The following is a 24,356-nucleotide window of genomic DNA, read 5'->3' on the forward strand; positions in this document are numbered from 1 at the left end:
GAATCAAAGTTTTTAAGATTCAACTGCTTTAAGACATTTGCTTTTCGAATTGGATATGATGAAGTTTTTTGTAAAAACCATGTTCCTTTGCTAGCAATTCTTTTTGGGTACCTTGTTCAATCAGTTGCCCGTTTTGTATGACAACAATTTTATGAGCGCGCTTAATCGTTGAAAGGCGATGAGCAATGATAATAGTTGTACGTCCTTTTGTGAGGTGGTAAAGGGCTTCATTAATTTGTGCTTCAGTGTGTGAATCTAAAGCACTTGTTGCTTCATCAAGAATCAGGATTTCACTATCATGAAGCATTGCTCTGGCAATAGCGATGCGTTGTTTTTGTCCACCTGAAAGATTATCACCATTATTACCTATTTGCGTATCATAGCCATTTGGAAGATTCATAATAAAGTCGTGAGCATTGGCTGTTTTTGCTGCTTTGATAATGTCATTGTCACTGGCGCGTTCGTTACCAAGTCCGATGTTATATTTCACAGTTCCTTGAAAGAGAAAAGTATCCTGTCCTACGTAGGCTATCAGTTTTCTAAGGGAGCGAAATGTGATGTAGTGGATGTCTTGATCATTAATTAATATACGTCCCTGTGTCGGGTCATAGAGACGCATAATAAGATTGATAAGAGTTGATTTCCCCGAACCAGAAGGTCCCACCAATGCTGTCATTTTTCCGGGTTCTATTTCTAAGTTGATATCCCTCAACACTATTTGTCCATCTGTATATGCAAAAGAAACATGTTCAAAACGAATAGGCCCTTGCGTTTTATCCAGATCTTTAGCTTTTTCATGTTCTATAATCGTAAGAGGGTGGTCGAGTATTTCAAACATCGTACGGATATTAACCAAACCAGATTCAATTTTAACACGTACATTTGCTAGCCTTTTTGCAGGCTCATAAGCGAGAAGTAACGCAACGATAAAGGACATGAATTCACCTTGGACGCCTGCACGTTGGTTTGCAAGGTAGCCGGAAAAACAGATAATACCTGCAATGGCAATGCCAGCGAGTGTTTCCATAATTGGATTTGTAATGGCTTCAAGCGTTGCAATATTGTTTGCTTGTTTTTCAACATCGCAAATAGCTTTGTTCATACGTTTTTTCATTAATTCTTCCAGTGAAAAAGCCTTGATGACTCGAATACCAATCGAACTTTCTTGCATAATTTTGATAATTTCACCGAGGGAAAGGAGTTCTTTTTCCACAAGACTGCGAACACGTTTTAAAGCCATTCGAACCCCTAAAAAAGCGAGCGGGCCTACTATTAAGGTAATGGAAATTAACGCAAAATTTTGAATGAACATAACAAGCAATAGGCCACTGACAGAGAGCAAATCACGTACAAAAGTTGTGATAATAGTATCAATGATATTACGTGCTGCTGTAGCGTTGTGGGTTACGCGGACAAGAAGATCGGATGAGGTATTATTCTTATAAAAGGAGACTCCCTGTTCCATAAGGCGTGCATAGATTTTGCGTTGTTGTTCAGCAACAATATTGTTACCTGCTTTGCTTAGAAAATAAGTTTGAGCAAAAGTTGCAATCCCTTTGAGGATAAAAATGAAAGCAATGATACTAGAAATCAAAACAATCATAGCAAAATTTTGTGCGTCAATAAGATAATTAACAACGTCACGCATAATCCATGCACTAGCTGCAGTTGTGCAAGAAATAATGATCATTGAAAAAATAGCTGCACTGTACCAACGCGCATGTTTATAAAAATTTTCTCGTAAAAGACGGATGATAAGATGTTTATCAAAAGAGGAGATTCGTTTTTTGGTCATAAAGCGCTTCTATATTCCATCGTTGTTTTATGCAAGATTGAAGCACTTTTAATTAAAGACAGTTAGCCTTCTTAATGAAAAGAGTATTCCCCTGTAAGGGAGCTAGTGCGCACTAACCGACTCTTTTAAAAGCACCGTAACACCCACATGCAGTGCTTTTAAAATCAATCTGTGTACCCATTATACCCATTTCAAGCAAGCTGCACGTTTTATTTAATGAAAATTATTTAGGTGCTATCACCATCATCATTTGACGGCCTTCAAGTTTTGGTTCAGCTTCGATTTTGGCAATTTCACTTGTATCCTCTTTAACCCGCTGAAGAAGCTTTAATCCAAGATCTTGGTGTGCCATTTCACGACCACGAAAACGCAAAGTAATTTTTACTTTATCCCCATTACCAATAAAACGATGAATAGCCTTGAGCTTGACTTCATAATCATGGACATCAACATTGGGGCGCATCTTAATCTCTTTGATTTCAATGACTTTTTGCTTTTTACGTATTTCAGCCGCTTTTTTTTGGGTCTGATATTTCAATTTGCCCAAATCAATGATTTTACACACAGGCGGTTCGGTATTTGGTACAATCTCAACCAAATCGAGTCCTACCTCTGCAGCCATAGCAAGCGCTTCTTGTGTTGCAACGACTCCCTGATGTTGCCCCTCATCATTAATAAGCTGAACACAAGGGACCCGAATATCTTGATTCGAACGTGGCCCATCTTTCTGGGTAGGTGTCATTTTAAACGATCTGCGAATGGTTTATGCTCCTTAATTTTGATTCATCTACAGCATAATTTAATATACAATTATACACAGAAAAACAACTAGAATTCATGCTTTTTTCATGATTTGATTTATTGCTTTTGAGAATAATTTGAAGGATAAATTTTTTTTTTGTATTTAAGAAACAATGTCTTATAGAGGATGAAGAATAATGGACCAAAATATTCATTGCCAATTTTTTTCGTTTGAAGGCACTAATCTCGCAGTACGTCATCGCAAAGGCAGTTGCTCCCCTGGTTTAGTTTGGCTTTCTGGCTATCAATCCTATATGCTGGGCAAAAAGGCGGTGATGGTTGATTTTTTTGCTCAAAAGAATGATTTGTCCTGTTTACGTTTTGATTACTCTGGCCATGGAGAGTCTGAGGGTGATTTTTTTCAAGGGACGATTTCGCGTTGGGTTAAGGAAAGTTTAGCGGTTTTTGAAACCTATTGTGAAGGGCCACAAATTTTGATTGGTTCTTCTATGGGGGGGTGGATTGCTCTAAAGCTTGCTGTGATGCTAGCACAGAAAAACAAGAGGCTTGCTGGCATGGTGCTGATTGCACCGGCTCCTGATTTTACACAAACATTGGTAGAACCAAAGTTAGGCCCGGAGGAATGGAAAACTTTGGAAAAAAAAGGATATATTGAAAAGCCTGCCATGAGTGACGAGGAGCCGATGCTCTTTACAAAGGCATTGATTGAAGATGGACGGGACAATTGCGTCATGAAAGGATGTATCGATGTTGGGTGCCCGATTCATATTCTACAAGGGATGGCAGATGAAGAAATAACCTATCAGCATACATTGACTTTACTTGATCATTTGCCTTTACATGATGTAACCTTAACACTGGTTCGTGATGCAGATCATCGGTTTTCACGTTTGCAAGATTTGGAATGCCTCTACATGGTTTTGAAGTCATTGATTGGTCGGATTAATGCAGGAGGGGGTGGGCAAGTTCATTGATGATGAAGACATAATGCATGACTGGTTATGAACAGCACTTAATTTTTTCTGATCGCGTTGTGCCTCTACGTGTGCAAGAACGTAGGCGCGCACGCCGTTTCACATTGCGTATTGATGCAGATGGCCAGGGAATTTGTTTAACAACACCGCCGGCGATAAGTCTCTGTTCGATTCAAGGTTTCATTGAAAGGCACCGATCTTGGATTGAGACGCACCTTGCTCGCGTTCAAGTTTATCACAAAAATTCTTATCTTAAAGAAGGGATAACAGTTCCTTTATTGGGTGTTGCACATACTATAAGACATAAAGAAGGACGCGGGGTGACAGAAATCGTTGCAGGTGATGGGAGAAAAGAGCCTAAAATTATTGTTTATGGTCAATTAGAATATTTACCAAGACGCATTGCTGATGTTTTGAAAAAACAGGCTGCACTTATTATAACGCCGTTGGTAGTACATTATGCCTGTAAAGTAGAACGTAAAGTGAGGTCAATTTGCTATAAAGATACTAAAAGTCGTTGGGGATCTTGTTCAATAGATGGGCGTCTCTCTTTTTCTTGGCGCCTTGTTATGGCGCCAAAAGAAATTGTTGAGTATGTTGTTGCGCATGAAATAGCCCATCTTATCGAAATGAATCACGGACCAAAATTTTGGGCTCTTTGTAAAAAACTTTGTCCTGACAGTAACACATATCGTGCTTGGTTGAAGGAAAATGGTCAGATGCTTCATACGATCAATTTTCAGTCATATAGGTTGGAGAATTAAAAAAAATCGTGAAGAGGTTAATATTCGATGGAACTTTTTGTCAGGGATGTCGTTATTTGTGTGCTTTGTCACGCATAGTGAGGAAGCCATTGAAGTCTCAGCACACTTGTCTTCCCCTGCTTGATTTGCTGAGTGTCTTCAATGTTTTTACTTTATCTTTTTTATAATTCAGCTTAATAATCCTAATTTTTGAGAACTCTCAGTTTAGATTGGAAAAGCGCTTATGCCTGTTCTTACAGATCCACTTCAGCTACTACAGGCGCTTATTCGTTGTCCTTCTGTGACCCCTTATGAAGCAGGTGCCTTGTCAACTTTGGAACAGATTTTAACAAAGATGGGATTTAATGTTAAGCGTCCTGTTTTTACTGATAAAAATACAGAAGATGTTGAAAATCTTTATGCCAAGATGGGCGGAGAAGGACGACATCTTATGTTTGCAGGTCATACTGATGTTGTGCCGCCAGGTGCGTTAGAAGATTGGACATACCCTCCTTTTGCAGGTGTCATAGATCAGGGAAAATTATATGGGCGAGGTGCTGTTGATATGAAGGGCGCAATCGCGTGTTTTGTTGCAGCGCTGGCTCGGATCCTTGAAAAACGGTCGATTAAAGGAATGGTAAGCCTTTTGATCACCGGAGACGAAGAGGGTCCTGCACTTAACGGTACGGTCAAACTTCTGAAATGGGCCGAGCAAAAAGGTGAAAAATGGACAGCAGCTCTTGTGGGAGAACCAACAAGCGTAAAAACTGTTGGTGATGTCATTAAGATTGGGCGCCGGGGATCACTTTCTGGTGTCGTGACGGTTAAAGGTCGACAAGGTCATGTTGCTTTTCCGGAGCGGGCAGTCAATCCATTGCCTTTAGCAGGTAAACTTATTCAAGCATTGACACGAACTGCTTTAGATCGAGGAACAGAGAATTTTCAACCAAGCAATTTGGAATTAACAACTATTGATACGGATAACCCTGTGGTAAATGTTATTCCAGCGCAGACAACGATCCGCTTTAATATACGCTACAATGATGTTTGGACAAAAGAAACGCTTATGGCGGAAATTGAAAAACGTCTTGCTTCGGTGCAATTAAAAAACAATGATGATCAATACCCCTACTATCAGCTTGAATGGATTCCAAGCTTGGGGAGTGTTTTTATAACTAAAAATGACAAACTCATTAAAATTTTATCAAATGCTATTGAAAGCGTCACAGGGAATATACCAGAATACTCAACTTCAGGCGGCACATCGGATGCGCGATTTATTAAAGATTATTGCCCAGTGGTTGAATTTGGTTTACCGGGACAAACGATGCATATGGTAGATGAGTGTGTGACTCTTGACGCAATAGAAACCCTCACCTCTGTTTATGAACGTTTCATTGTTGATTTTTTTGCGTAAAAAAGAAGCGATTATTTTTCAAAATCATATCCATCACACATTGAAAACTGTGAATTTATAGCACAATTGATGTTATGACAGGTTGGAGCGATAAAGATTTTAGTTTGCGAGTTGGCTGATGATATGGTCAAGTAGGATGCGCCCTTTGGCTGTGACTTTTAAGCGTTGGTGTCCTATCGTTTCTACCAGCCCTTGATGTTTTAGGTTGATAAGTTTTTCTATTGGTAAGCTCTTAGAGGTTAAAGTTTCATAGCGTGTAAGATCCAAACCTTCGCAAAGGCGTAAACCCATGAGGAGCATTTCGTTTGCTTGTTGCAGCGGGGTCAATTGTTCTGTTTCGACACAGCCATGCCCTTTCGTTTCTACCAATTCAAGCCAATATTCAGGATGTTTTTCATTTATTGTGACAGAACGTTCACGGTTTTTAATTTGAGAGGAAGATGATTTTAAAAAGGGAGAAAAATGATTCGTTGAACGCTCGATGAATCGTCCATGTGCTCCTGGACCAAAGCCTGCATATTCGTGATAACGCCAATAAAGAAGATTGTGTGCTGATTCGGCACCAGGGATTGCGTGATTTGAGATTTCATAGGCTGGAAGTCCATGCAGTGCGGTCATTTCTTGCGTGAGATGATACAGATTTGCTGCGAGTTCCGATTCGGGGAGGATGAGTCTTCCTGCGGCATGGAGCCGTTTAAAAGCAGTTCCTTCCTCAATAGTGAGTTGGTAAAGAGAAAGATGGTCTGCTGCTAAATCAATGGCTTGAAAAAGTTCACATTTCCATTGTTCGAGTGTTTGTTCAGGACGGGCATAAATTAAATCAAAGGATAGACGTGGGAAAATTTCCCGCGCTAAAACAATAGCATGAAGAGCTTGTTTTACATCATGGAGACGGCCGAGTTGTCGTAGTGCTTTGTCATTGAGTGCTTGTACACCTAAGGACAAACGGTTAACTCCTGCTGCCCGGTATCCATAAAAACGATTTGCTTCCACACTGGATGGGTTGGCTTCCAGTGTGATTTCAGCTTTATCATCGACCGTCCACATTTTTGCGAGTGCTTGCAACAAGGCATCAACAGTTTGAGGTGTCATAAGCGAAGGGGTTCCCCCACCGATAAAAATACTCGTAATATGACGTGGACCTATTTTATGGTATTGTGTTTCTATTTCACGTTTAAAAGCTTTTACGAAACGTGGTTGATCAACACCATGGACGCGAACATGCGAATTAAAGTCACAATAAGGACATTTGGCAGCGCAAAAAGGCCAATGAATATAGATGCCAAAAGGTTCATTCATGAGAGTGTCAAAAGGTTTTCTGCTAAAAGCTTGAAAGCACGCGCACGATGAGAGAGGGGTGTTTTATCATTGAGTTTCCAACCATGTTTTTGCTCCGTTGACATTTCGCCAAAAGTATTTTCATAGCCATCTGGTAAAAAAATGGGATCAAAACCAAAACCTTTGTCTCCACGTGGTGGCCAAATAAATGTACCTTCAACACTGCCGCGGAAATAATCTGCATAGGCATCGGACCATGCAATGCAGATAACCGATATAAACCGAGCTTTTCTTTGGCTTTTTTCATGAGCGCCGATTTTTTGAAGTTCGTCTTCTATTTTTTGCATAGCTTTTGAAAAATTACGTGTGCCATCGGATTGAAGAGCCCAATCAGCTGTATAAACGCCTGGTGCACCATCCAGTGCATCCACTTCCAAGCCTGAATCATCAGAGAGAGCAGGCAGTCCTGTATTTTTTGCGGCTGCAAAGGCTTTGATATAAGCATTCTCTTCAAAGGTTACTCCTGTTTCTTTTGGTTCAGGCAAGTCGAGCTCTTTTGCTGATTGTATTTCTAAACCGAAGGGAGCGACCAATGTGGTAATTTCATGCAATTTGCCAGTGTTATGTGTAGCAATGACGAGTTTTTTGCTTGCTATGCTTCTCATATCCATCTCTCTAAAATGAAAAGGGGTGCTCTTTATTATGCTAAAAACCAGTTTAAACAAACATATAATATGAGTTCTTCCAAATTTTACGAGATACGATTTTTTTGAACGTTTATTAATATTTTGTTCAAATGAAATTTTTCGTGTTGATTATAGCATTTTTATGATAAATATGTATTGTGTTTTTGCACTGCTTTAGACTGTTTGACCAAACCTTGGCAAAACTTATATAATAAGAGGGTGTTTTTAGAGTAGTGAATTAATTGTGATGAAGCAAAAACCCATTGATGATGAACTAAAATATCTTGATGAGCGTTCACGTGATATTTTTCGCCATATTGTTGAAGCTTATCTTAATGATGGGGAACCAGTAGGATCACGAAATCTTTCGCGACTTTTGCGACAGACATTATCGCCTGCGACGATTCGCAATGTAATGAGTGATCTTGAACATCTCGGTTTGATTTATGCCCCTCATGTATCTGCAGGGCGTATGCCAACACAATCAGGTTTACGATTTTTTGTTGATGCGTTTATGGAAGCTGGTGATTTGCCAAATGAGGAACGCGAAAGTATTGAAGCTCAAGTCAAGGAGGCTGGCCATGCACAATCAGTTGAACATTTTCTCGTTCAAGCTAGCCAGATTCTTTCAGATCTTTCACGTGGGGCAGGGCTCGTTCTCGCATCAAAATACGAAGGGACGTTGAAGCATATTGAATTTGTGCGCCTTGATGGGCAACAAGCTCTTGCAGTTTTAGTGACTCAACAAGGTGAGGTTGAAAATCGTATTGTTCACTTACCGAAAGGTGTTACCCATGCACAATTAACAGAGGCAACGAATTTTCTTAATGCTCATATTCAGGGGCGTACATTGAGTGAAGCTAAAGAGGAAATTGCACGTTTGTGCTCAGAAACCCGGGCTGCACTCGATCATTTGTCTCATCATCTTGTTGAAACGGGGTTAGCTCTTTGGGGAGGAGAGGATGCTGATCATAAAATCCACCTTATTGTTCGTGGGCGGAGCAATTTGCTTGAAGATGTGAAAGCAGAAGAAGATTTAGAACGGTTACGACACTTGTTTGATGACCTTGAAACACGCGAAAGTATGGCGCAGCTGCTCGATTTAACGGATGAAGGTCCAGGGGTTCGTATCTTTATTGGTTCAGAAAATAAGCTGTTTTCACTTTCTGGTTCTTCCTTAGTGGTGGCACCTTATCGTGATTCACAACAAAGAGTCATTGGCGCTTTAGGCGTTATTGGACCTACACGGCTTAATTATGCAAGGATTGTACCCATGGTTAACTATACGGCTCAACTTGTATCACAACTGTTGCGTTAAAACGATCAAATGAATATTTGTACTATAAATTTCATTATATTAAGATACGTAGAGACCCCTTGATTTTTGTCTGTAAAATTTCGATATCAAGAATAACAAATCTTATGAAGGAATGGAATTTTTATGTCTGATGAAAAAAACAAGTTTACTGACGCTTCATTTGAAAATTGCGATCTGAAAAATCCAGTTGATCGTGATACACTTAAAAAAGCTACTGATGAATTTTTAAAAACGCATGAGGCAGAAATTCATTCAGAAGTTAAAGAAGAAAACAATGAAGTTAGTGATCCCTTGGCTGCTTTGCAGGACGAGAATAAAGAATTAAAAGATCAGCTTTTACGTCTTGTTGCAGATATGGAAAATCTTCGGCGCCGTACTGCACGTGATGTGGCTGATGCGAAGGCCTATTCGATTGCTAATTTCGCACGTGACATGTTATCTGTTTCTGACAATCTCAATCGTGCTTTGGAGGCTATTCCAGAAGGAGCAAAGGAGAATGATGCTGGTTTGAAAACATTAGCTGAGGGTGTTGAAATGACTGAGCGTGCAATGATAGCAGCACTAGAACGTCATGGAGTACAGAAAATTTATCCAGAAGGGCAAAAATTTGATCCTCATTTTCATCAAGCGATGTTTGAAATTCCTAACTGTGATGTTCCAGATAATACCGTTCAGCAAGTTGTGCAAGCCGGTTACATTATCGGTGAACGTGTTCTGCGCCCGGCTATAGTGGGTGTAGCAAAAGGAGAAACAAAAGAAGTGCCTGTGGAATCTGGTTCAGCTTGAAATGCATCAGGAACAATGTCCTGAGTACAAAAGGTAGCCTTACGTTTCTAAATTCGTAAGGCATTTATCAAAGAATTCTAAAGGGTGTTAACACCCTCCTTTTATCCTTGAAGTGCCCACCTTCTTTTTACAACATAAGGGGCATCGCTTAAAGGCGAAGGCGATAAAAGTAGAGCAAAATGGTCAACCTTAAAGGGAGGAAACGAAAAGTCACCTCGAGAAGATAGATAAAAAGGAAGATCTTCAGGTTTAATATCAAGCAGTCGTGCAAGAGTGATATGCGGAGTAAATTGTTTTTTATCAGGATTTAACCCTAAGTTGCTCCGAATACATTCCATTTTTTCATGTAAAAGGCTGAGAGTTTCACAAGGCTCAATACGAACAACAAGAGAATGAGGAGCATTTTCCGAACCAAAAACTTTGAAACCATTCATGTGTAGCATAAAAGGAGGAAGCTTTATTGTGTCAAAGGCACGCATAAGCTCATCGGCTAGAGAGCTTTCAATCTCACCAAAAAAAGACAAAGTGACATGAAAGTTTTGTGGGTTAATCCACTGCGCCTTTAGTAAGCCATTTTGCAGCGATATGAGTGCTTCTGTTGTTTTCTTAGGAATCTGAAGAGCGCTAAACAAACGGTACATGGTATCTGCTAATAGAAAAAAATTTCAATACAAGTTTGACGTTGATAAGTTGAAAGTAAAATATATCACTAGGAGAAAGGATAATAATATAAAAAAGCGGCTAAAAAATGGCCACCATAATTGTAAATTGAGTTCATAAAGCGTATGAATCTAAGAGAGTAGTCCTAACTTCCAATAAAAGCCACATTTGTGTGTTCATCATAAGAATAGAGATCACTACTCGTTGCTATCAATGCTACAAATACAGCCTAAATAAGAAAAGTTGGTAAATCTCTAATTGTAGGATCACCTTTACATTTGTCAAAAATAGATTCAAAGGGGCTTTAATATCTCTATTAAACAGATTATTATACGTATTAAGTGTAGTAACATACTCAACAAACATTCAAATTTGTCAGATATCAGTGTGAAAGGAAGATCACGCAGATATTATCAGAACACAACTGCCATAAGCATTTTCTGCCTACGATAACAGGGATGCTACCTATATAAATATGACATGCTAATACTGCTAAGAAAAAATGAAGAAGCCAATAAAATAATGATAAGAAGAAGTTTCTTCTTATCTTAGGGATGATCAACTGCTTTTTGGGGTTAGAAACTCTAGTTCTCATCTCCAAATTTATTGTTGATAAGTTTTTCAAGAGCGTCGAGAACGTCACTTGCTTCTGGTCCTGAAACGCGAATAGTGAGGTTACAACCGGATGAAGCTGCTAACATCATAAGACCCATAATTGACGAGCCACCAACGATTTTCCCATCCTTTTCAACTTCAACAATGGCGTTGAAATTGTCAACAATTTGTACAAATTTTGCAGAAGCACGCGCGTGCAACCCACGTTTATTACAGATATTGAAATGGCGGCTTAATGTAGATGGAAGAGAATTTTTGGAAAGCATAAGTGTTTAATTATCCGCTATTAAAGTCATACTTGGTACATGTAATATATTTACGTCCTGCTTCTTGCGCTATTCTTAAAGCTTCTGATAATGAAATATCAGGACATTGGCGAATAGAAATTAGTTTAATGAGCATAGGTAAATTCACACCCGCAATCATTTCAACACGCCCTTTTTCAATGGCAGGAATAGCCATATTTGATGGTGTTCCACCGAACACGTCTGTTAATATGATCACCCCATGATTTGTATCTGTAGAGGAAACTGCAGATATAATATCACCTCGGCGCTGGTCCATGTCATCGTCAGGATAGACGCATATCGTTGCGAATTTTTCTTGTGTTCCAACAACATGTTCTACAGCATGCAGAAATTCAACAGCCAGCTCACCGTGCGTTACAAGCACGAGTCCAATCATTTTACAAAAACTCCTGTTAACACAAAGACCCGACCATATGGTAGAGAGAGCATTTTACAAGGCTTTATTCTGCTGCCAAGAAAAATTTTCAAAAAAAAGCAAAAATAACGTTTTTTCCTCTTTTGAAAAAAATTAAACAGATTTTAGCCATATTTTCCTAAAAAAGAATGCCTCAATAGCCTGACAAATGGCTGTACAATCTGCTTCACGAAGGCTAGGGAGCTTTAAAAGAGGAATGTGTAGATCTGCAAATTTAAAAGTCTGATTTGTGGAAAAGCGCTCATATTCAGGACCGAGAAGAACAACGCAATCGATAATTGTTTGTTTTTCAGACTCTATCATATAAAGGCCTGCACCGCGAATCTCAATACCACCTTGCAAATCTTCTGGAGTGTATCCGTGAAGTTTTCCATTTTCCACACAGAGCATTGTATAATCATCACTGATAAGTTTTGCTTTACGTTTTGACCATCCAGCACGGTCGAGCAAGGAAAGGGTGATGGTTGATTTTCCTGAACCAGATGGACCTATAATCAGAAGACCCCTTCCGCCCAATTGGAGGCAATTTGCATAGAGTATTTCATTTTTTGTTTTCATGCCTTTTGCTTTGCGTAAAGGGTTTATTTAGCGAAGGGAAGCATAATAATAAAACGTGCGCCAATTTTACTATTTTCAAGTTTGGGGTCAACAATATTTTCAGCTGTAATTGTCCCATTATGAGCTTCGATGATTTGCCGACTAATAGAAAGGCCGAGTCCTGAGTTTTGTCCAAATGTGTCTTCGCTTGGTCGATCGGTATAGAAGCGCTCAAAAATGCGTTCAATATTCTCTGAACGAATACCAGGGCCATTGTCTTCAATGGTTAAGATGAGGGTTGAAGCATGACTCTTCATAGTTATATAAATTTTGCCATTATCATGGGGAATGAAGGAACGTGCATTTTCAATGAGATTGGAAATAACTTGCCCCAAACGGAGTTCATGTCCCAACACAAGGTAGGCTTTTCCATAAGGACGTGGGACAATATTGAGGCTGATATCAATGGATTGCGTGTTACGGTATACTTCATGAGCAGCATGAACAAGACTTTCCAAAAGCTGTGTCATATCAACGATCTGCGCGGTTTCACGAGCAAGCTCAGCATCGAGTCGTGAGGCATCAGAAATATCAGTAATCAAACGGTCAAGACGACGCACATCATGTTGAATAATTTCAAGTAATTGTTCTTGTGCTTCTTCATTTTTAGCCAGAGGAAGGGTTTCAACAGCACTACGCAGTGAGGTAAGTGGATTTTTTAATTCATGACTTACATCAGCAGCAAAACGTTCAATGGCTTCAATACGCATATAAAGAGCATTGGTCATATCACGAATAGAAGTCGAAAGATGACCAATTTCATCTTCGCGCATTGAGAAATCAGGAATTTCCACGCGTTTATTGTTGCCATTGCGCACACGGTTGGCAGAGGCGGACAATTTGCTTAATGGATGAGCAATCGTATGGGCTAAAAATAAGGAAAGTACCAAAAGCACGCTCCCGACGACAGCAAAGACTTTAAAAATAACCAATCTTTCGCCTTTTACAATGTTGTCAATATCTGAACCAGTGGTTGAAAGAAGAAGCGCACCCACCACTGCCCGATAACGTTGAACAGGCACGGCAACAGAAACGATTAATTGACCTTGTCTGTTGCGGCGTTTGGCGGTAGCAAGAGATCCATTGAGTGCTCGGTAAACTTCTGGATGAGCAATACCCCGGTTTTTTTCTTGCTCTCTATCAATGGCAATACCATTGCCATAAAAGGCGTTTGAAAACCATGAAGTGAGGCGCTCCCACAGGTTTTTTTCAGTTTTAAGTGGAGGTAAATCGTAACTGAAAACTTCACCGCTAGAATAAAGAACGCGCGAATCAAGAAGCAAAGTAGCATCACGATCATAGATACGTGCTCTTGTTGTTTTGGGTGTGATAAGGCGTCGTAAAAGAGGGGCAACTTGTTCAGGATTAATGGGAAAATCCCAAGAGTCTGTTGATTGGGGTGCAGGTGTAACGCTTTCTCCAGCTTGTAATTCCAAAAGTTTTTGGGGGTCGATGAGAATAGAATTCGTATCTACCGTTGCAGAGGCAGCAATGGCTCCAGCAATAATTTTTCCTTTGGTGCATAAGCTTTTGATTTTCGCTTCAATCAGACCATCACGAAATTGATTAAGGTATAAAATGCCTGTAACCAAAATGGCAAGGGCAGCAATATTTAAAATGACAATGCGGCGTGTGAGACTGGAAAAAAGCAATTGTCTGAGAAGACGTCGTATCCGAAAACGGAAATTAGCAAGTATAGAAAAGGGGGGGGAGGGAAAGCCATTTGGTGTTGTTTTTTGCAGGGTTTCCAGTTGAGTATTTTTTGTCATCGATTTGATCGCCGTTCAAATTTTTGCGACAAAACAGCTTCACACTTCGTGGAAACGATAACCTACACCGTAAAGTGTTTCAATCATTGCAAAATCATCATCCACTTGTTTAAACTTTTTACGCAGACGTTTAATGTGACTATCAATGGTGCGGTCATCTACATAAACTTGATCACTATAAGCTGCATCCATCAAAGCATCACGACTTTTCACAACCCCTGGTCTTTGTGCTAAGGTTTGTAGAATCAAGAATTCTGTAACAGTCAGGATAACAGGTTTATCTTTCCATGTACAGGTGTGACGTTCTTGATCCATCACAAGATCTCCGCGTTTAAGAGAGGAGGTAGAAGAGGCTCCTGTTGCAAGCGGTTGGTTACGAGCATTGGCACGGCGCAGAATAGCTTTCACACGCTCAATGAGAAGACGTTGAGAGAAAGGTTTAGTAATAAAATCGTCAGCTCCCATTTTAAGACCAAACAGTTCATCAATTTCATCATCTTTAGAGGTAAGAAAAATAACTGGAATATCAGACTTTTGACGTAATCGGCGCAAAAGTTCCATCCCATCCATTCGGGGCATTTTAATATCAAAAATAGCTAAATGTGGGGGATGTAGTGTTAGATTTTTGAGTGCAGATGCTCCATCTGTATAGCTTTCAACCCGATAGCCTTCTGTTTCGAGCGCAAAAGATAGAGATGTCAAAATATTGCGGTCATCATCAACAAGTACAATCGTTTGCGTGATTGTTGGAGTATCTTTCATGGTTTCTTAGACCTTTCTATTGCTGTTTCAGCAAATCACCTATGCTATTTATATGGGAGTTCGCATTTTTTTTGCAAAACAAATGTGGTACAAATTGTAGCTGAGTAAAAAACTTTTCATCTTTACGGTAAAAGCTTGTTTTATCTCTGCAATTTTATAACGCTTTTGCGCACATTAAGATCCCTATGTGGGGGATAAAGTTGTCAGAGAGGTATTTTTTGTCAAAGTTTCTTTTTATCTTTGTTTCAGAATTAAACAGGTTTGCTTTTGATCGTTGAAGTTTAAAAAATCCTCCTATCTGTTTTAAGAGCAGGGGAAAGAGTGGGATGGCATATGTGAAAAATTTGCACCCACTGCACGAAAGGAGTCCATAATGGGTTTTTTTAATTTTGTTAAAACGGTTGGTGAAAAGCTTGGTATTGGGGACAATGAGCCAAAAGAAGAAGATTTTAAGGCTGCATTCGATAATTTTCAACTCGGCACGGAAAAAATGAATATTCAGGTTGAAAATGGTAAAGCTGTTTTGAGTGGCGAGGTTCCAGATAGGGAAACACTTGAAAAAGCACTTTTGGTTGTTGGCAATTCGCAAGGGATCTCTTCTGTTGATATTGACCAATTAAAGATTACAGATACTACACCTACGAAAGCCTCTCGCTTTTATGAGGTAAAATCAGGTGATAATCTTTGGAAGATTGCTGAAGAAGTTTATGGGAAAGGACAAGGTGGTAAAAACACATTCATTTTTGAAGCCAATAAGCCGATGTTGAAATCACCCGATAAAATTTATCCTGGACAAGTTTTGCGTATTCCTGAAATTGAATGGGCTTAGTCTCAGACAAGGGGCGAATCTTTTGCTTTTTTACGGTGTGTTTTGCAGCGCTAAACAAAAATAAGAAGTGTGAAAAAGTTTTCACACTTCTAAAGTTAAGATATTGATTGAATGGTACTGAAAGAGCTTAGTGATCAAGGAGCTGATTTAGAAGATGATGTTGTGCTCATAGCATTTACAGAGAAATCAACGTTAATTGTTCCCGCCTTTTCAAATGTCAATTTTGCGCTAATTTTGTCACCTGGCTTGAATGGTTGTGAAAGCCCGGTGAACATAATGTGATCACCACCGGGTTTAAGTGTGATTTCGCCATTGCCTGGAATTTCGATGCCATTGTGCCTTTTTTCCATTTTCATGATATCATTGATGACCGCCATAGAGTGGATTTCTGTTGTTTGTACACCGTTTGTTGAAACAGAAATCAAACGGTCTGGTGTATTGCTGTGATTAATAATGTAAAGGTAACCATTGCCGGTTTTCATACCTTTGGGTGTTGCACGCGTCCAAGGATTAAGAATTTCTATGTCGCCAAGTTTATAATATTGAGCGGCTGCAGGCAGAGTTATGAAAGCAAAAAAAAGAACCCACCCAACATTTGTGATAATCTTCTTGAATGGAGACTGTGTATGAGCTGGATCTTTAGACATAAAATTCTTTATTTGTCCGACGATAAATGTCATCATCGATTTACCCTCCTTCGTTAGACTCAATTTTTGAGTACCTTGCCCATTTTAGCAGAGTTTCTGTTTAAAATAAAAGAGAGAATTTCTAGAATTAGATTAATTTGAATGTCAAAGAGAAAGGAATGGGGCTCTTGGTTTTAGAGGAAGGCCATAAGGTTTAAAATGGCAGTGCACTTAAAGGCGAAGGGGGCATTCTTACTCTAGAGGTATGCAGGTAAGAAGAGGAGGGCTATGTCGAGTGTATTCAAGGCACGCTTTCAAACAGCAGTGAAGGATTAAGTGGTTAGAAGTAGAGCTGTGAGCAGATTTACAAATAATTGTCCTCACAAAATATTAGCATTTGGAAATGTTAAATTTAACGTTATAAGTTGTTGATATAAGAAACATTGCAGCCATTGATTTCATAAAGATATGAAGTTTGCAAAAGATTTGGCTAAGAAAAATGTGATATTCGTGGCATAAATCTATCGCATCCGAGCGATCTTTTTAAAAATCTCTCATGTGAGTATCTTGTGTGACTCTGAGAGACCAAGGAAGATATGTAATCATTATCTTTATTTTTTCAATTTTTGTAGGCTTAATATGTTTATTAAGAATCGCAGGAAAGATATACTATGATACCCACATCTTTAATGAATATGGCTTTTGCGTGGAAGTCGAATGCCTATTTTAAAAGAAAAGTTTCATTTTAAGAATGTTTCTCTCATTATTCTCTTGTAGCAGTCAGAGCCTGTTCTTATATACGAAGCAGCAAGGCTTGTTGCGACGTGCGGTTCATGATTTGTGTAATTTGAAATGAAATGCAGGCCTTGAGTATTATAAGGAGCTGTCTTAGAAAGATGCTTGATGAAGGTTGAGGTAGCTTGCTGAATGGAGATTATGATATGGCAAAAGTAATAGGTATTGATTTGGGAACGACTAACTCTTGTGTTGCTGTTATGGATGGCAAAAACGCAAAGGTTATTGAGAATTCAGAAGGAGCGCGGACAACGCCTTCTGTTGTTGCCTTTACTGATGGAGGGGAGCGACTTGTTGGGCAGCCTGCTAAACGGCAGGCAGTTACGAATCCTGAAGGGACAATTTTTGCAGTTAAACGTTTGATTGGGCGTCGTTTTGATGACCCCATGGTTGAAAAAGATAAAGCGCTTGTACCTTATAAAATTGTTAAGGGTGACAATGGTGATGCGTGGGTTGAAGAAGCGGGTAAGAAATATTCTCCGTCACAAATTTCAGCTATGATTTTGCAAAAGATGAAAGAAACTGCCGAGTCTTATCTTGGTGAAAAAGTTGAGCAAGCGGTTATTACTGTTCCTGCTTATTTTAATGATGCACAACGCCAGGCTACCAAAGATGCGGGTAAAATTGCAGGGCTTGAAGTTTTACGAATTATCAATGAGCCAACAGCTGCTGCTTTAGCATATGGTTTGGATAAAAAAGACGGAAAAACGATTGCTGTTTACGACCTTGGTGGTGGTACATTTGATATTTCTGTCCTTGAAATTGGAGATGGCGTTTTTGAAGTTAAATCAACTAATGGAGATACGTTTTTAGGTGGTGAAGACTTCGACATGCGTTTGGTCGGTTATTTTGCAGACGAATTCAAGAAAGAACAAGGAATTGATCTAAAAAATGATAAACTGGCGTTGCAGCGTTTAAAAGAGGCGGCAGAAAAAGCAAAGATTGAACTTTCTTCTTCACAGCAAACAGAAATCAATTTGCCGTTTATCACAGCAGATCAATCTGGTCCCAAGCACTTAACGATGAAATTGACTCGGGCAAAATTTGAATCTCTCGTTGATGATTTAGTTCAGCGCACTATCGAGCCTTGTAAAGCCGCACTGAAAGATGCAGGACTGAAAGCTGGTGAGATTGACGAAGTTGTTTTAGTGGGTGGTATGACGCGTATGCCCAAGATTCAGGAAGTTGTACAAAGCTTCTTCGGCAAAGATCCACACAAAGGTGTTAATCCTGATGAAGTTGTGGCGATGGGAGCTGCCATTCAAGGGGGTGTTTTGCAGGGCGATGTAAAAGATGTTTTGCTGTTGGATGTCACACCTTTATCTTTGGGTATTGAAACGTTGGGTGGGGTTTTCACACGTCTTATTGAACGCAATACCACTATCCCAACTAAAAAATCACAAGTTTTTTCAACAGCTGATGATAATCAGAATGCTGTGACTATTCGTGTTTTCCAAGGTGAGCGCGAAATGGCTAATGATAACAAGTTACTTGCTCAATTTGATCTTGTCGGTATTCCACCAGCCCCGCGTGGCGTGCCTCAGATTGAGGTTACTTTTGATATTGATGCGAATGGTATTGTAAATGTTTCGGCAAAGGATAAAGGAACCGGTAAAGAGCATCAAATTCGTATTCAGGCATCAGGTGGTTTAAGTGACGCTGACATCGAAAAAATGGTAAAGGATGCAGAAGAGCATGCGGCTGAAGACAAAAAACGCCGTGAAGGTGTCGAAGCCAGAAATCAAGCAGAAGCTCTTATCCATTCAACTGAAAAATCGCTTACGGAATATGGCGATAAGATATCAACTGAAGAGAAAGAACAGATTGAAACTGCAATATCTGATTTGAAGTCTGCACTTGATGGTACCGATCCTGAAGAAGTAACAGCAAAAATGCAGAAATTAGCAGAAGTCAGTATGAAGCTTGGGCAGGCTATGTATGAAGCTTCACAAGCAGCAACAGCCAACACTGAAACAGATACAAAAAGTGATGATGTGAGTGATGATGTTGTCGATGCTGATTTTGAAGAAATTAGTGATAAGAAGAAATAAGTGTAGCAACTGTGTTGATCAGATAATAAACCCAGCCTTTGAAACATAAGGATGGGCTTTATTATTTGAGATGAGTTGCAACTTTATTGTGAAAAATATAAATTGAAAGCAAATGTTATTCATGAAGATGGATGACAAGAAATTATCAGGAATACATGATGAAGGTCGATTATTATGAAATTCTTGGCGTGACTCGCGAATGTGATGATAAAAAGCTGAAATCTGCTTTTCGTAAGCTGGCAATGCAATATCATCCTGATCGCAATGCGGGGGATAAAGAGGCAGAGCGGAGATTCAAAGAAATTGGCGAAGCTTATGAAGTTCTCAAAGATCCTCAAAAGCGAGCTGCTTATGACCGATTTGGTCACGCGGCTTTTGAAAATAACAATCAAGGAGGAGGAAATCCCTTTGGTGGTTTTGCTGCTGGTGGATTTTCTGACATTTTTGAAGATTTTTTTGGCGAGATTATGGGGGGTGGGCACCGTAAGCGCAGTGATGGTCGTGAGCGTGGCGCAGATTTGAGTTATAATATGGAAGTGACCTTAGAAGAGGCATTTTCAGGAAAAACTGCGCAAATTAATATTCCCAGTTCTATTGTTTGTGATTCTTGTGAAGGGTCAGGCGCGAAAAAAGGTTCTAAGCCACAAATTTGTGGGACTTGTCATGGGGCTGGCCGCGTCCGTGCTGCACAAGGTTTCTTTTCCATTGAAAGAACATGTCATGCATGTAATGGGCGTGGTGAGGTCATTACGGATCCATGTCCAAAATGCCAGGGAACAAGACGGGTAGAAAAAAATCGTTCGTTAAGCGTAAACATCCCAGCTGGTATCGAAGATGGTACGCGTATTCGTCTTTCTGGTGAGGGAGACGCTGGCATTCGTGGTGGTCCTAACGGTGATCTTTATATTTTTCTTTCCGTTAAACCGCATGAATTTTTTCAGCGAGAGGGAGCAGATCTTCATTGTCGTATTCCTCTTTCAATGGTTACAGCTGCTTTAGGAGGGGAATTTGAAGTTTCCGACCTTGATGGTATCAAAGCACGTGTTAAGATTCCAGAAGGGACACAAAATGGACGTCAGTTTCGCCTTAAAGGCAAAGGAATGCCTATGTTACGTCGTCAGCAGGTGAGAGGTGATCTTTATATTCATATCACTATTGAAACACCGCAGAAATTGACGCAAGAGCAACGTGAATTATTACAAAAATTTGAAAAGCTTTCAAATCATGAGAATTCACCGCAATCACATGGTTTTTTCTCACGTATGAAAGAGTTTTTTGAAAATATTTCCGGTCAAAACTAGTGAAGTCCGTTAGCATGAATGTAGGGAGAGTGTCCTTGAAAGATTGCTTTAATTAATTTTTCTATTGCATCATAATCTTTGGAAGGGTTAACATTCTTCTTGCTTGAAGAGAGAAAAGTTTTTACTGGTTATTTTAGGATGCGTTCCTATTGTTCGATTGGTTTTTATATTGCATTTCACAGCTCTATGAGCCACTTTTATTTCGAGTACTATGAAATTTGAACGGGAGCTTATCCATTGTGACAATTCATTGACTATTAAGACACTGTCATGTATTCAAGCGTTTTTTGAGAATGGGGATCAAACGATCGAAGCTTTTCCTTGTTTGATACGTTGCAGCCACTTCTATTAATGGGAAGGGGCATGAACGAGTATCAATGTTTTAATGCTTCAAGGTTGTAATATTCCGAATCCTCATTTTATGCTTCCTCATGCAGTGAATGCCTATAAATTAATGTTAATGAATTATGGATATTTCTTTAAGCGAACGGAAATGACAATTTTCAGTTTGAATATTTTTATCTAGAAAAGCGATTTTACGATTCTGATTTTATCTTATATGTCGTCAAGAACTTTTATTTTTAGCAATGGACAATGTGATTTTGCTACAATTTTTTTAATGTGATTCTGTTGTTTTGCTCAGTGCTTTATAAAAAGCCGAGATATCTTTCCAACTTTAGCCAACATGCTTTGCATTTTATGGCATTGTTTGCCCATATGTAAAGCACGTGCTTTAACTATTGCTTGTAAATCGATATTTCACCCTAAGGCAGCAGCATGTTTGAGATAAATATGGAGACGATTTAATGCTTCCTCTGCTGTTGCAGTTTTTATATGTCAGATTGAGGCGAGGGTTGAGTCATTTCGGAAATGGGGATACAGCAAATCATTGCACTGCTCATTCACAAATTTGCTTTAAAGAGACATTTTGACTAAGTCTTAAACTCATCTCATAATGGTGTCTGTGAAGAGTATAGCTTAGAAATCCATAGGGTACCAATATTCTTATACTTATGAAGGTATCAGCCCGACGTTATCATGATATTTGTCAGCTTATTCCTTTCTAAAACAGATGTTTATCCACACACCAATTCCTCTTGTAACGTATAAGTAAACGGTTGCTTTTTGATTCTAAATGCAAGGATTTTACAGTATTTGGTGCTCTCATTCAAGTTGGAAAGCAATAAAATATTCATTAAAAACAACATATTATTGTTTTTAGAGCATGTCTGGTGGTGGATTATTTAAGTCATATTTTCTGATTTTCATTATGAGGAAAAAGGTGGTTTTTAGGTCAAAATGTAGCCTAAGTGAGGGATATTTACGACTTAACCATGTTTTGGATGGGCAATATAGTGATTAACTTTACTATTATAAAAATTTTTATTTTCATTCTATAAAATCAATAGTTGTATATATTCATTGTTAAAGATTCTGCTATAGGGTAAACTCAGTGAGTGAATAATGTACGGCGTGACTTAAAAATTCTTCTAAATTCTATTTTCAAGTTTTATACATAAGGTCATAAAACAATGGCATTTTGTACAGCTATTCTGTTTAATTCTTTTATGCCAATTCTTTTCAAGGAAGATGCTTTTATTACATCTCGTTATTACTTTGGTGGTAATTTAAAGAAAAATCGATGATTTTCAGGGGGATGGATAAAGTCTTTTTCGCTTTTCCTAAATTCCACTCAGAGATGGTAAAAGGCAATGAGGAGGCTCTTTTAATGGATAATGTTGAAAATTGTGCTGCAGATGTTTTTGAAAGACAAGCAGCATTTTTATCGTCTGCTTTACCTTATATGCAAAAATACGAAAATGAAACGGTCGTTGTAAAATATGGCGGTCATGCTATGGGTGATTCTACTTTGGGGCGGGCATTCGCGCGTGATATTGCTCTGTTGAAGCAATCAGGTATTAACCCCGTTGTTGTTCATGGTGGAGGTCCTCAAATTGCTGAAATTTTGATGAAAATGGGGATTGAGTCGCGGTTTGAAAACGGTTTACGCGTAACCGATGAACGAATCGTTGAAGTTGTTGAAATGGTTTTAGCAGGTTCCATAAACAAAGAAATAGTCGCTCTCATAAACGCTGAAGGTGAATGGGCAATAGGGCTGTGTGGCAAGGATGGCAATATGGTTTTTGCCGAAAAGGCTTATAAAACTGTGATTGATCCCGATTCGCATATTGAACGTGTTTTGGATTTGGGATTTGTGGGTGAACCTGTTGAAGTTGATCGTACATTGTTGGATCTTTTGGCATGTTCTGAAATGATTCCAGTTCTTGCTCCTGTAGCTCCAGGCCGCGATGGCAAAACCTATAATATTAATGCTGATATTTTTGCTGGGGCCATTGCTGGTGCATTAGAGGCCAAACGCCTTTTGTTTTTGACTGATGTGCCTGGTGTATTGAATAAAAAGGGTAAACTTTTAAAGGAATTGACAATCTCTGAAGTTGAAAATCTCATCAAAAATGGAACAATTTCAGGTGGCATGATTCCAAAAGTAGAAACTTGTATGAAGGCTCTTCAAAATGGGGTGGAAGGTGTTGTCATTTTAAATGGCAAAACCCCCCATTCTGTCTTACTAGAACTGTTTACTGAACAGGGAGCTGGAACGCTTATTGTTTCGTAAGACATAGAGAATAAATTGGAGGATGAAGCCTTTTATGAGTAATATAAAGCAATTAAAATGCTCTTTATTAAGCAAACAGGAGTTGGCATTATTTGCTGCAACAATATTGTGGGGCATTACATTTTTAGTGATTCACATCGCAGTACGCTATAGTGGGCCTCTCTTCTTTGTTGGATTTCGTTTTACTGTTGCATCGCTGATATGTGGGGCAATTTTTTGGCGCTCTATGAAAGGTATAACTGTTTATGAAATTTTTGCTGGGATGGCTGTTGGTTTGGGGATGTTTTTGGGTTATGCTTTTCAAGCTATGGGGCTTCAAACGATTATTAGTAGTCAGTCGGCTTTTATCACGGCGCTTTATATTCCGATAGTTCCAGTGTTGCAATGGATTATTTTTAAAAAGCCACCTCGTTTAGCTTGTTGGGTTGGTATTATTTTCGCTTTTATTGGGCTTATACTTGTTTCTGGACAAAAGTCAGGAAGGTTTGATTTTTCAAAAGGTGAAATTTTAACTTTGTTAGGTGCTTTAGCAATTGCTGGAGAAATTATACTCATCGGAATTTTTGCCAACAAAGTTGATAGTCGGCGCGTAACGGTTTTACAGTTATGTTTTAGTGGTCTTTTTTCATTTTTTTGTATGCCTTTGAGTGGTGAAAGCATTCCTGAATTTTCGTGGGTGTGGTTGAGTATTGGTATAGGATTGGCTTTTATGAGTGCCATCATTCAATTGGCGATGAATTGGGCACAAAAGTCTATTTCGCCTACACGTGCAACACTCATTTACGCAGGAGAACCTGTATGGGCTGGTATTGTTGGGCGTTTGGCTGGTGAACGTTTATCTCCTTTAGCTTTATTAGGAGGAGCACTTATTTTGATTGGGATTATCGTGGCTGAATTACAACCTTCACAATGGCGTAAAAAAAATAAAATGATTGAAAAAATAGATTAACTTTGCACCTCTCTTATTATGATTTTATTTCGTGATATTTCCACTTGAGGAGATTTCATTTTTGTTGTTTCTTCAACGAAATAAAATGGGCTCTTGATGTGTTTTTCGTCTTTAAAGAGAGGAAAAAACGCAATCTTATAGAAAAGTGTGATTTTTTTCAAAAGATATCGTGTAAGAGAGCATCTTTCTAAGATTTTGATAGTTTAGAGGATTTATTGCTCCGATTTTAAGCTTTTTTCATTTTGTATAAGATTGACGAAAAAAGCAACGTATTGTGTGTAAATA

General features: G+C 39.0%; 21 protein-coding genes. 10 read left to right on the top strand and 11 right to left on the bottom strand.

Annotated elements, in window-relative coordinates; genetic code table 11:
* Positions 1-28 precede the first annotated feature (28 nt).
* Entirely contained in the window at positions 29-1,795 is a 1,767-nt protein-coding gene (locus MF1_RS00205) for an ABC transporter ATP-binding protein (protein ID WP_161510196.1), read from the bottom strand.
* A 223-nt stretch (positions 1,796-2,018) separates the two neighbouring features.
* Positions 2,019-2,537 carry a translation initiation factor IF-3 gene (gene infC, locus MF1_RS00210; protein WP_011178878.1) on the bottom strand — a complete coding sequence of 173 codons (519 nt, stop codon included), beginning with the start codon at positions 2,535-2,537 and terminating at the stop codon, positions 2,019-2,021.
* Between the two features lie 196 nt (positions 2,538-2,733).
* Here infC and MF1_RS00215 point away from each other — a divergent pair, with 196 nt between their 5' ends.
* The 3 genes from MF1_RS00215 (at position 2,734) to dapE (ending at position 5,691) form a co-directional block, all read left to right on the top strand.
* Positions 2,734-3,531: an alpha/beta hydrolase gene (locus MF1_RS00215; protein WP_161510197.1), complete on the top strand. Its 798-nt coding sequence runs from the start codon at positions 2,734-2,736 to the stop codon at positions 3,529-3,531.
* A 17-nt stretch (positions 3,532-3,548) separates the two neighbouring features.
* The gene (locus tag MF1_RS00220; protein ID WP_161510198.1) at positions 3,549-4,295 is read left to right on the top strand and encodes a M48 family metallopeptidase; all 747 of its coding nucleotides are present in this window, start codon (positions 3,549-3,551) and stop codon (positions 4,293-4,295) included.
* A gap of 223 nt (positions 4,296-4,518) precedes the next feature.
* Positions 4,519-5,691, top strand: a complete 1,173-nt coding sequence (gene dapE, locus MF1_RS00225; protein WP_161510199.1) for a succinyl-diaminopimelate desuccinylase — start codon at positions 4,519-4,521, stop codon at positions 5,689-5,691.
* Positions 5,692-5,790: 99 nt separating this feature from the next.
* Here dapE and hemW read toward each other — a convergent pair whose 3' ends face one another.
* Positions 5,791-6,990: a radical SAM family heme chaperone HemW gene (gene hemW / locus MF1_RS00230; RefSeq protein ID WP_161510200.1), complete on the bottom strand. Its 1,200-nt coding sequence runs from the start codon at positions 6,988-6,990 to the stop codon at positions 5,791-5,793.
* Positions 6,987-7,634 (bottom strand): RdgB/HAM1 family non-canonical purine NTP pyrophosphatase, encoded by a 648-nt coding sequence (gene rdgB / locus MF1_RS00235; protein ID WP_161510744.1) that lies wholly within the window; start codon positions 7,632-7,634, stop codon positions 6,987-6,989. The genes hemW and rdgB overlap by 4 nt, the downstream gene beginning before the upstream one ends.
* Before the next feature lie 268 nt (positions 7,635-7,902).
* Between rdgB and hrcA the strand changes: the two genes are divergently transcribed.
* A complete protein-coding gene (hrcA, locus tag MF1_RS00240) occupies positions 7,903-8,973 on the top strand; it encodes a heat-inducible transcriptional repressor HrcA (RefSeq protein ID WP_011178884.1) in 1,071 nt (356 codons plus the stop codon).
* Between the two features lie 123 nt (positions 8,974-9,096).
* Positions 9,097-9,759 carry a nucleotide exchange factor GrpE gene (grpE, locus tag MF1_RS00245; RefSeq protein WP_161510201.1) on the top strand — a complete coding sequence of 221 codons (663 nt, stop codon included), beginning with the start codon at positions 9,097-9,099 and terminating at the stop codon, positions 9,757-9,759.
* A gap of 101 nt (positions 9,760-9,860) precedes the next feature.
* Here grpE and thpR read toward each other — a convergent pair whose 3' ends face one another.
* From thpR to MF1_RS00275, 6 genes are all read right to left on the bottom strand, one after another.
* Positions 9,861-10,400, bottom strand: coding sequence for an RNA 2',3'-cyclic phosphodiesterase (gene thpR, locus MF1_RS00250; RefSeq protein ID WP_161510202.1), 540 nt, complete (start codon positions 10,398-10,400; stop codon positions 9,861-9,863).
* Positions 10,401-11,003: 603 nt separating this feature from the next.
* The gene (locus tag MF1_RS00255; protein ID WP_011178887.1) at positions 11,004-11,300 is read right to left on the bottom strand and encodes an HPr family phosphocarrier protein; all 297 of its coding nucleotides are present in this window, start codon (positions 11,298-11,300) and stop codon (positions 11,004-11,006) included.
* A gap of 10 nt (positions 11,301-11,310) precedes the next feature.
* Positions 11,311-11,718: a PTS sugar transporter subunit IIA gene (locus tag MF1_RS00260; protein ID WP_011178888.1), complete on the bottom strand. Its 408-nt coding sequence runs from the start codon at positions 11,716-11,718 to the stop codon at positions 11,311-11,313.
* A gap of 132 nt (positions 11,719-11,850) precedes the next feature.
* Positions 11,851-12,315: an HPr kinase/phosphatase C-terminal domain-containing protein gene (locus MF1_RS00265; protein WP_011178889.1), complete on the bottom strand. Its 465-nt coding sequence runs from the start codon at positions 12,313-12,315 to the stop codon at positions 11,851-11,853.
* Positions 12,316-12,338: 23 nt separating this feature from the next.
* Positions 12,339-14,123 (bottom strand): sensor histidine kinase, encoded by a 1,785-nt coding sequence (locus MF1_RS00270; protein ID WP_161510203.1) that lies wholly within the window; start codon positions 14,121-14,123, stop codon positions 12,339-12,341.
* Positions 14,124-14,162: 39 nt separating this feature from the next.
* Complete coding sequence (locus MF1_RS00275; protein WP_011178891.1) at positions 14,163-14,885, bottom strand: response regulator transcription factor; 723 nt, start codon at positions 14,883-14,885, stop codon at positions 14,163-14,165.
* Positions 14,886-15,258: 373 nt separating this feature from the next.
* Here MF1_RS00275 and lysM point away from each other — a divergent pair, with 373 nt between their 5' ends.
* Positions 15,259-15,714: a peptidoglycan-binding protein LysM gene (lysM, locus tag MF1_RS00280; RefSeq protein ID WP_014923609.1), complete on the top strand. Its 456-nt coding sequence runs from the start codon at positions 15,259-15,261 to the stop codon at positions 15,712-15,714.
* Between the two features lie 134 nt (positions 15,715-15,848).
* Here the strand turns inward: lysM and MF1_RS00285 are convergent, their stop codons facing one another.
* Positions 15,849-16,397, bottom strand: coding sequence for a copper chaperone PCu(A)C (locus MF1_RS00285; RefSeq protein ID WP_161510204.1), 549 nt, complete (start codon positions 16,395-16,397; stop codon positions 15,849-15,851).
* An 884-nt stretch (positions 16,398-17,281) separates the two neighbouring features.
* Here MF1_RS00285 and dnaK point away from each other — a divergent pair.
* The 4 genes from dnaK (at position 17,282) to MF1_RS00305 (ending at position 24,071) form a co-directional block, all read left to right on the top strand.
* Positions 17,282-19,186, top strand: a complete 1,905-nt coding sequence (gene dnaK / locus MF1_RS00290; RefSeq protein WP_034449659.1) for a molecular chaperone DnaK — start codon at positions 17,282-17,284, stop codon at positions 19,184-19,186.
* A 158-nt stretch (positions 19,187-19,344) separates the two neighbouring features.
* Complete coding sequence (gene dnaJ, locus MF1_RS00295) at positions 19,345-20,487, top strand: molecular chaperone DnaJ (protein WP_011178895.1); 1,143 nt, start codon at positions 19,345-19,347, stop codon at positions 20,485-20,487.
* 1,729 nt (positions 20,488-22,216) lie between these two features.
* Positions 22,217-23,122 carry an acetylglutamate kinase gene (argB, locus tag MF1_RS00300; protein WP_042995265.1) on the top strand — a complete coding sequence of 302 codons (906 nt, stop codon included), beginning with the start codon at positions 22,217-22,219 and terminating at the stop codon, positions 23,120-23,122.
* Positions 23,123-23,156: 34 nt separating this feature from the next.
* Positions 23,157-24,071: a DMT family transporter gene (locus tag MF1_RS00305; protein WP_161510205.1), complete on the top strand. Its 915-nt coding sequence runs from the start codon at positions 23,157-23,159 to the stop codon at positions 24,069-24,071.
* Positions 24,072-24,356: the final 285 nt, after the last annotated feature.

Origin of the sequence: Bartonella quintana (genome assembly GCF_009936175.1) — a bacterium.
GTDB lineage: Bacteria > Pseudomonadota > Alphaproteobacteria > Rhizobiales > Rhizobiaceae > Bartonella > Bartonella quintana.

Bases quoted from the DNA above. Each gene is read 5' to 3' on its own strand.
- MF1_RS00205 (WP_161510196.1), bottom strand. From the start codon at position 1,795: ATGACCAAAAAACGAATCTCCTCTTTTGATAAACATCTTATCATCCGT.
- infC (WP_011178878.1), bottom strand. From the start codon at position 2,537: ATGACACCTACCCAGAAAGATGGGCCACGTTCGAATCAAGATATTCGG.
- MF1_RS00215 (WP_161510197.1), top strand. From the start codon at position 2,734: ATGGACCAAAATATTCATTGCCAATTTTTTTCGTTTGAAGGCACTAAT.
- MF1_RS00220 (WP_161510198.1), top strand. From the start codon at position 3,549: ATGACTGGTTATGAACAGCACTTAATTTTTTCTGATCGCGTTGTGCCT.
- dapE (WP_161510199.1), top strand. From the start codon at position 4,519: ATGCCTGTTCTTACAGATCCACTTCAGCTACTACAGGCGCTTATTCGT.
- hemW (WP_161510200.1), bottom strand. From the start codon at position 6,990: ATGAATGAACCTTTTGGCATCTATATTCATTGGCCTTTTTGCGCTGCC.
- rdgB (WP_161510744.1), bottom strand. From the start codon at position 7,634: ATGAGAAGCATAGCAAGCAAAAAACTCGTCATTGCTACACATAACACT.
- hrcA (WP_011178884.1), top strand. From the start codon at position 7,903: ATGAAGCAAAAACCCATTGATGATGAACTAAAATATCTTGATGAGCGT.
- grpE (WP_161510201.1), top strand. From the start codon at position 9,097: ATGTCTGATGAAAAAAACAAGTTTACTGACGCTTCATTTGAAAATTGC.
- thpR (WP_161510202.1), bottom strand. From the start codon at position 10,400: ATGTACCGTTTGTTTAGCGCTCTTCAGATTCCTAAGAAAACAACAGAA.
- MF1_RS00255 (WP_011178887.1), bottom strand. From the start codon at position 11,300: ATGCTTTCCAAAAATTCTCTTCCATCTACATTAAGCCGCCATTTCAAT.
- MF1_RS00260 (WP_011178888.1), bottom strand. From the start codon at position 11,718: ATGATTGGACTCGTGCTTGTAACGCACGGTGAGCTGGCTGTTGAATTT.
- MF1_RS00265 (WP_011178889.1), bottom strand. From the start codon at position 12,315: ATGAAAACAAAAAATGAAATACTCTATGCAAATTGCCTCCAATTGGGC.
- MF1_RS00270 (WP_161510203.1), bottom strand. From the start codon at position 14,123: ATGACAAAAAATACTCAACTGGAAACCCTGCAAAAAACAACACCAAAT.
- MF1_RS00275 (WP_011178891.1), bottom strand. From the start codon at position 14,885: ATGAAAGATACTCCAACAATCACGCAAACGATTGTACTTGTTGATGAT.
- lysM (WP_014923609.1), top strand. From the start codon at position 15,259: ATGGGTTTTTTTAATTTTGTTAAAACGGTTGGTGAAAAGCTTGGTATT.
- MF1_RS00285 (WP_161510204.1), bottom strand. From the start codon at position 16,397: ATGATGACATTTATCGTCGGACAAATAAAGAATTTTATGTCTAAAGAT.
- dnaK (WP_034449659.1), top strand. From the start codon at position 17,282: ATGGCAAAAGTAATAGGTATTGATTTGGGAACGACTAACTCTTGTGTT.
- dnaJ (WP_011178895.1), top strand. From the start codon at position 19,345: ATGAAGGTCGATTATTATGAAATTCTTGGCGTGACTCGCGAATGTGAT.
- argB (WP_042995265.1), top strand. From the start codon at position 22,217: ATGGATAATGTTGAAAATTGTGCTGCAGATGTTTTTGAAAGACAAGCA.
- MF1_RS00305 (WP_161510205.1), top strand. From the start codon at position 23,157: ATGAGTAATATAAAGCAATTAAAATGCTCTTTATTAAGCAAACAGGAG.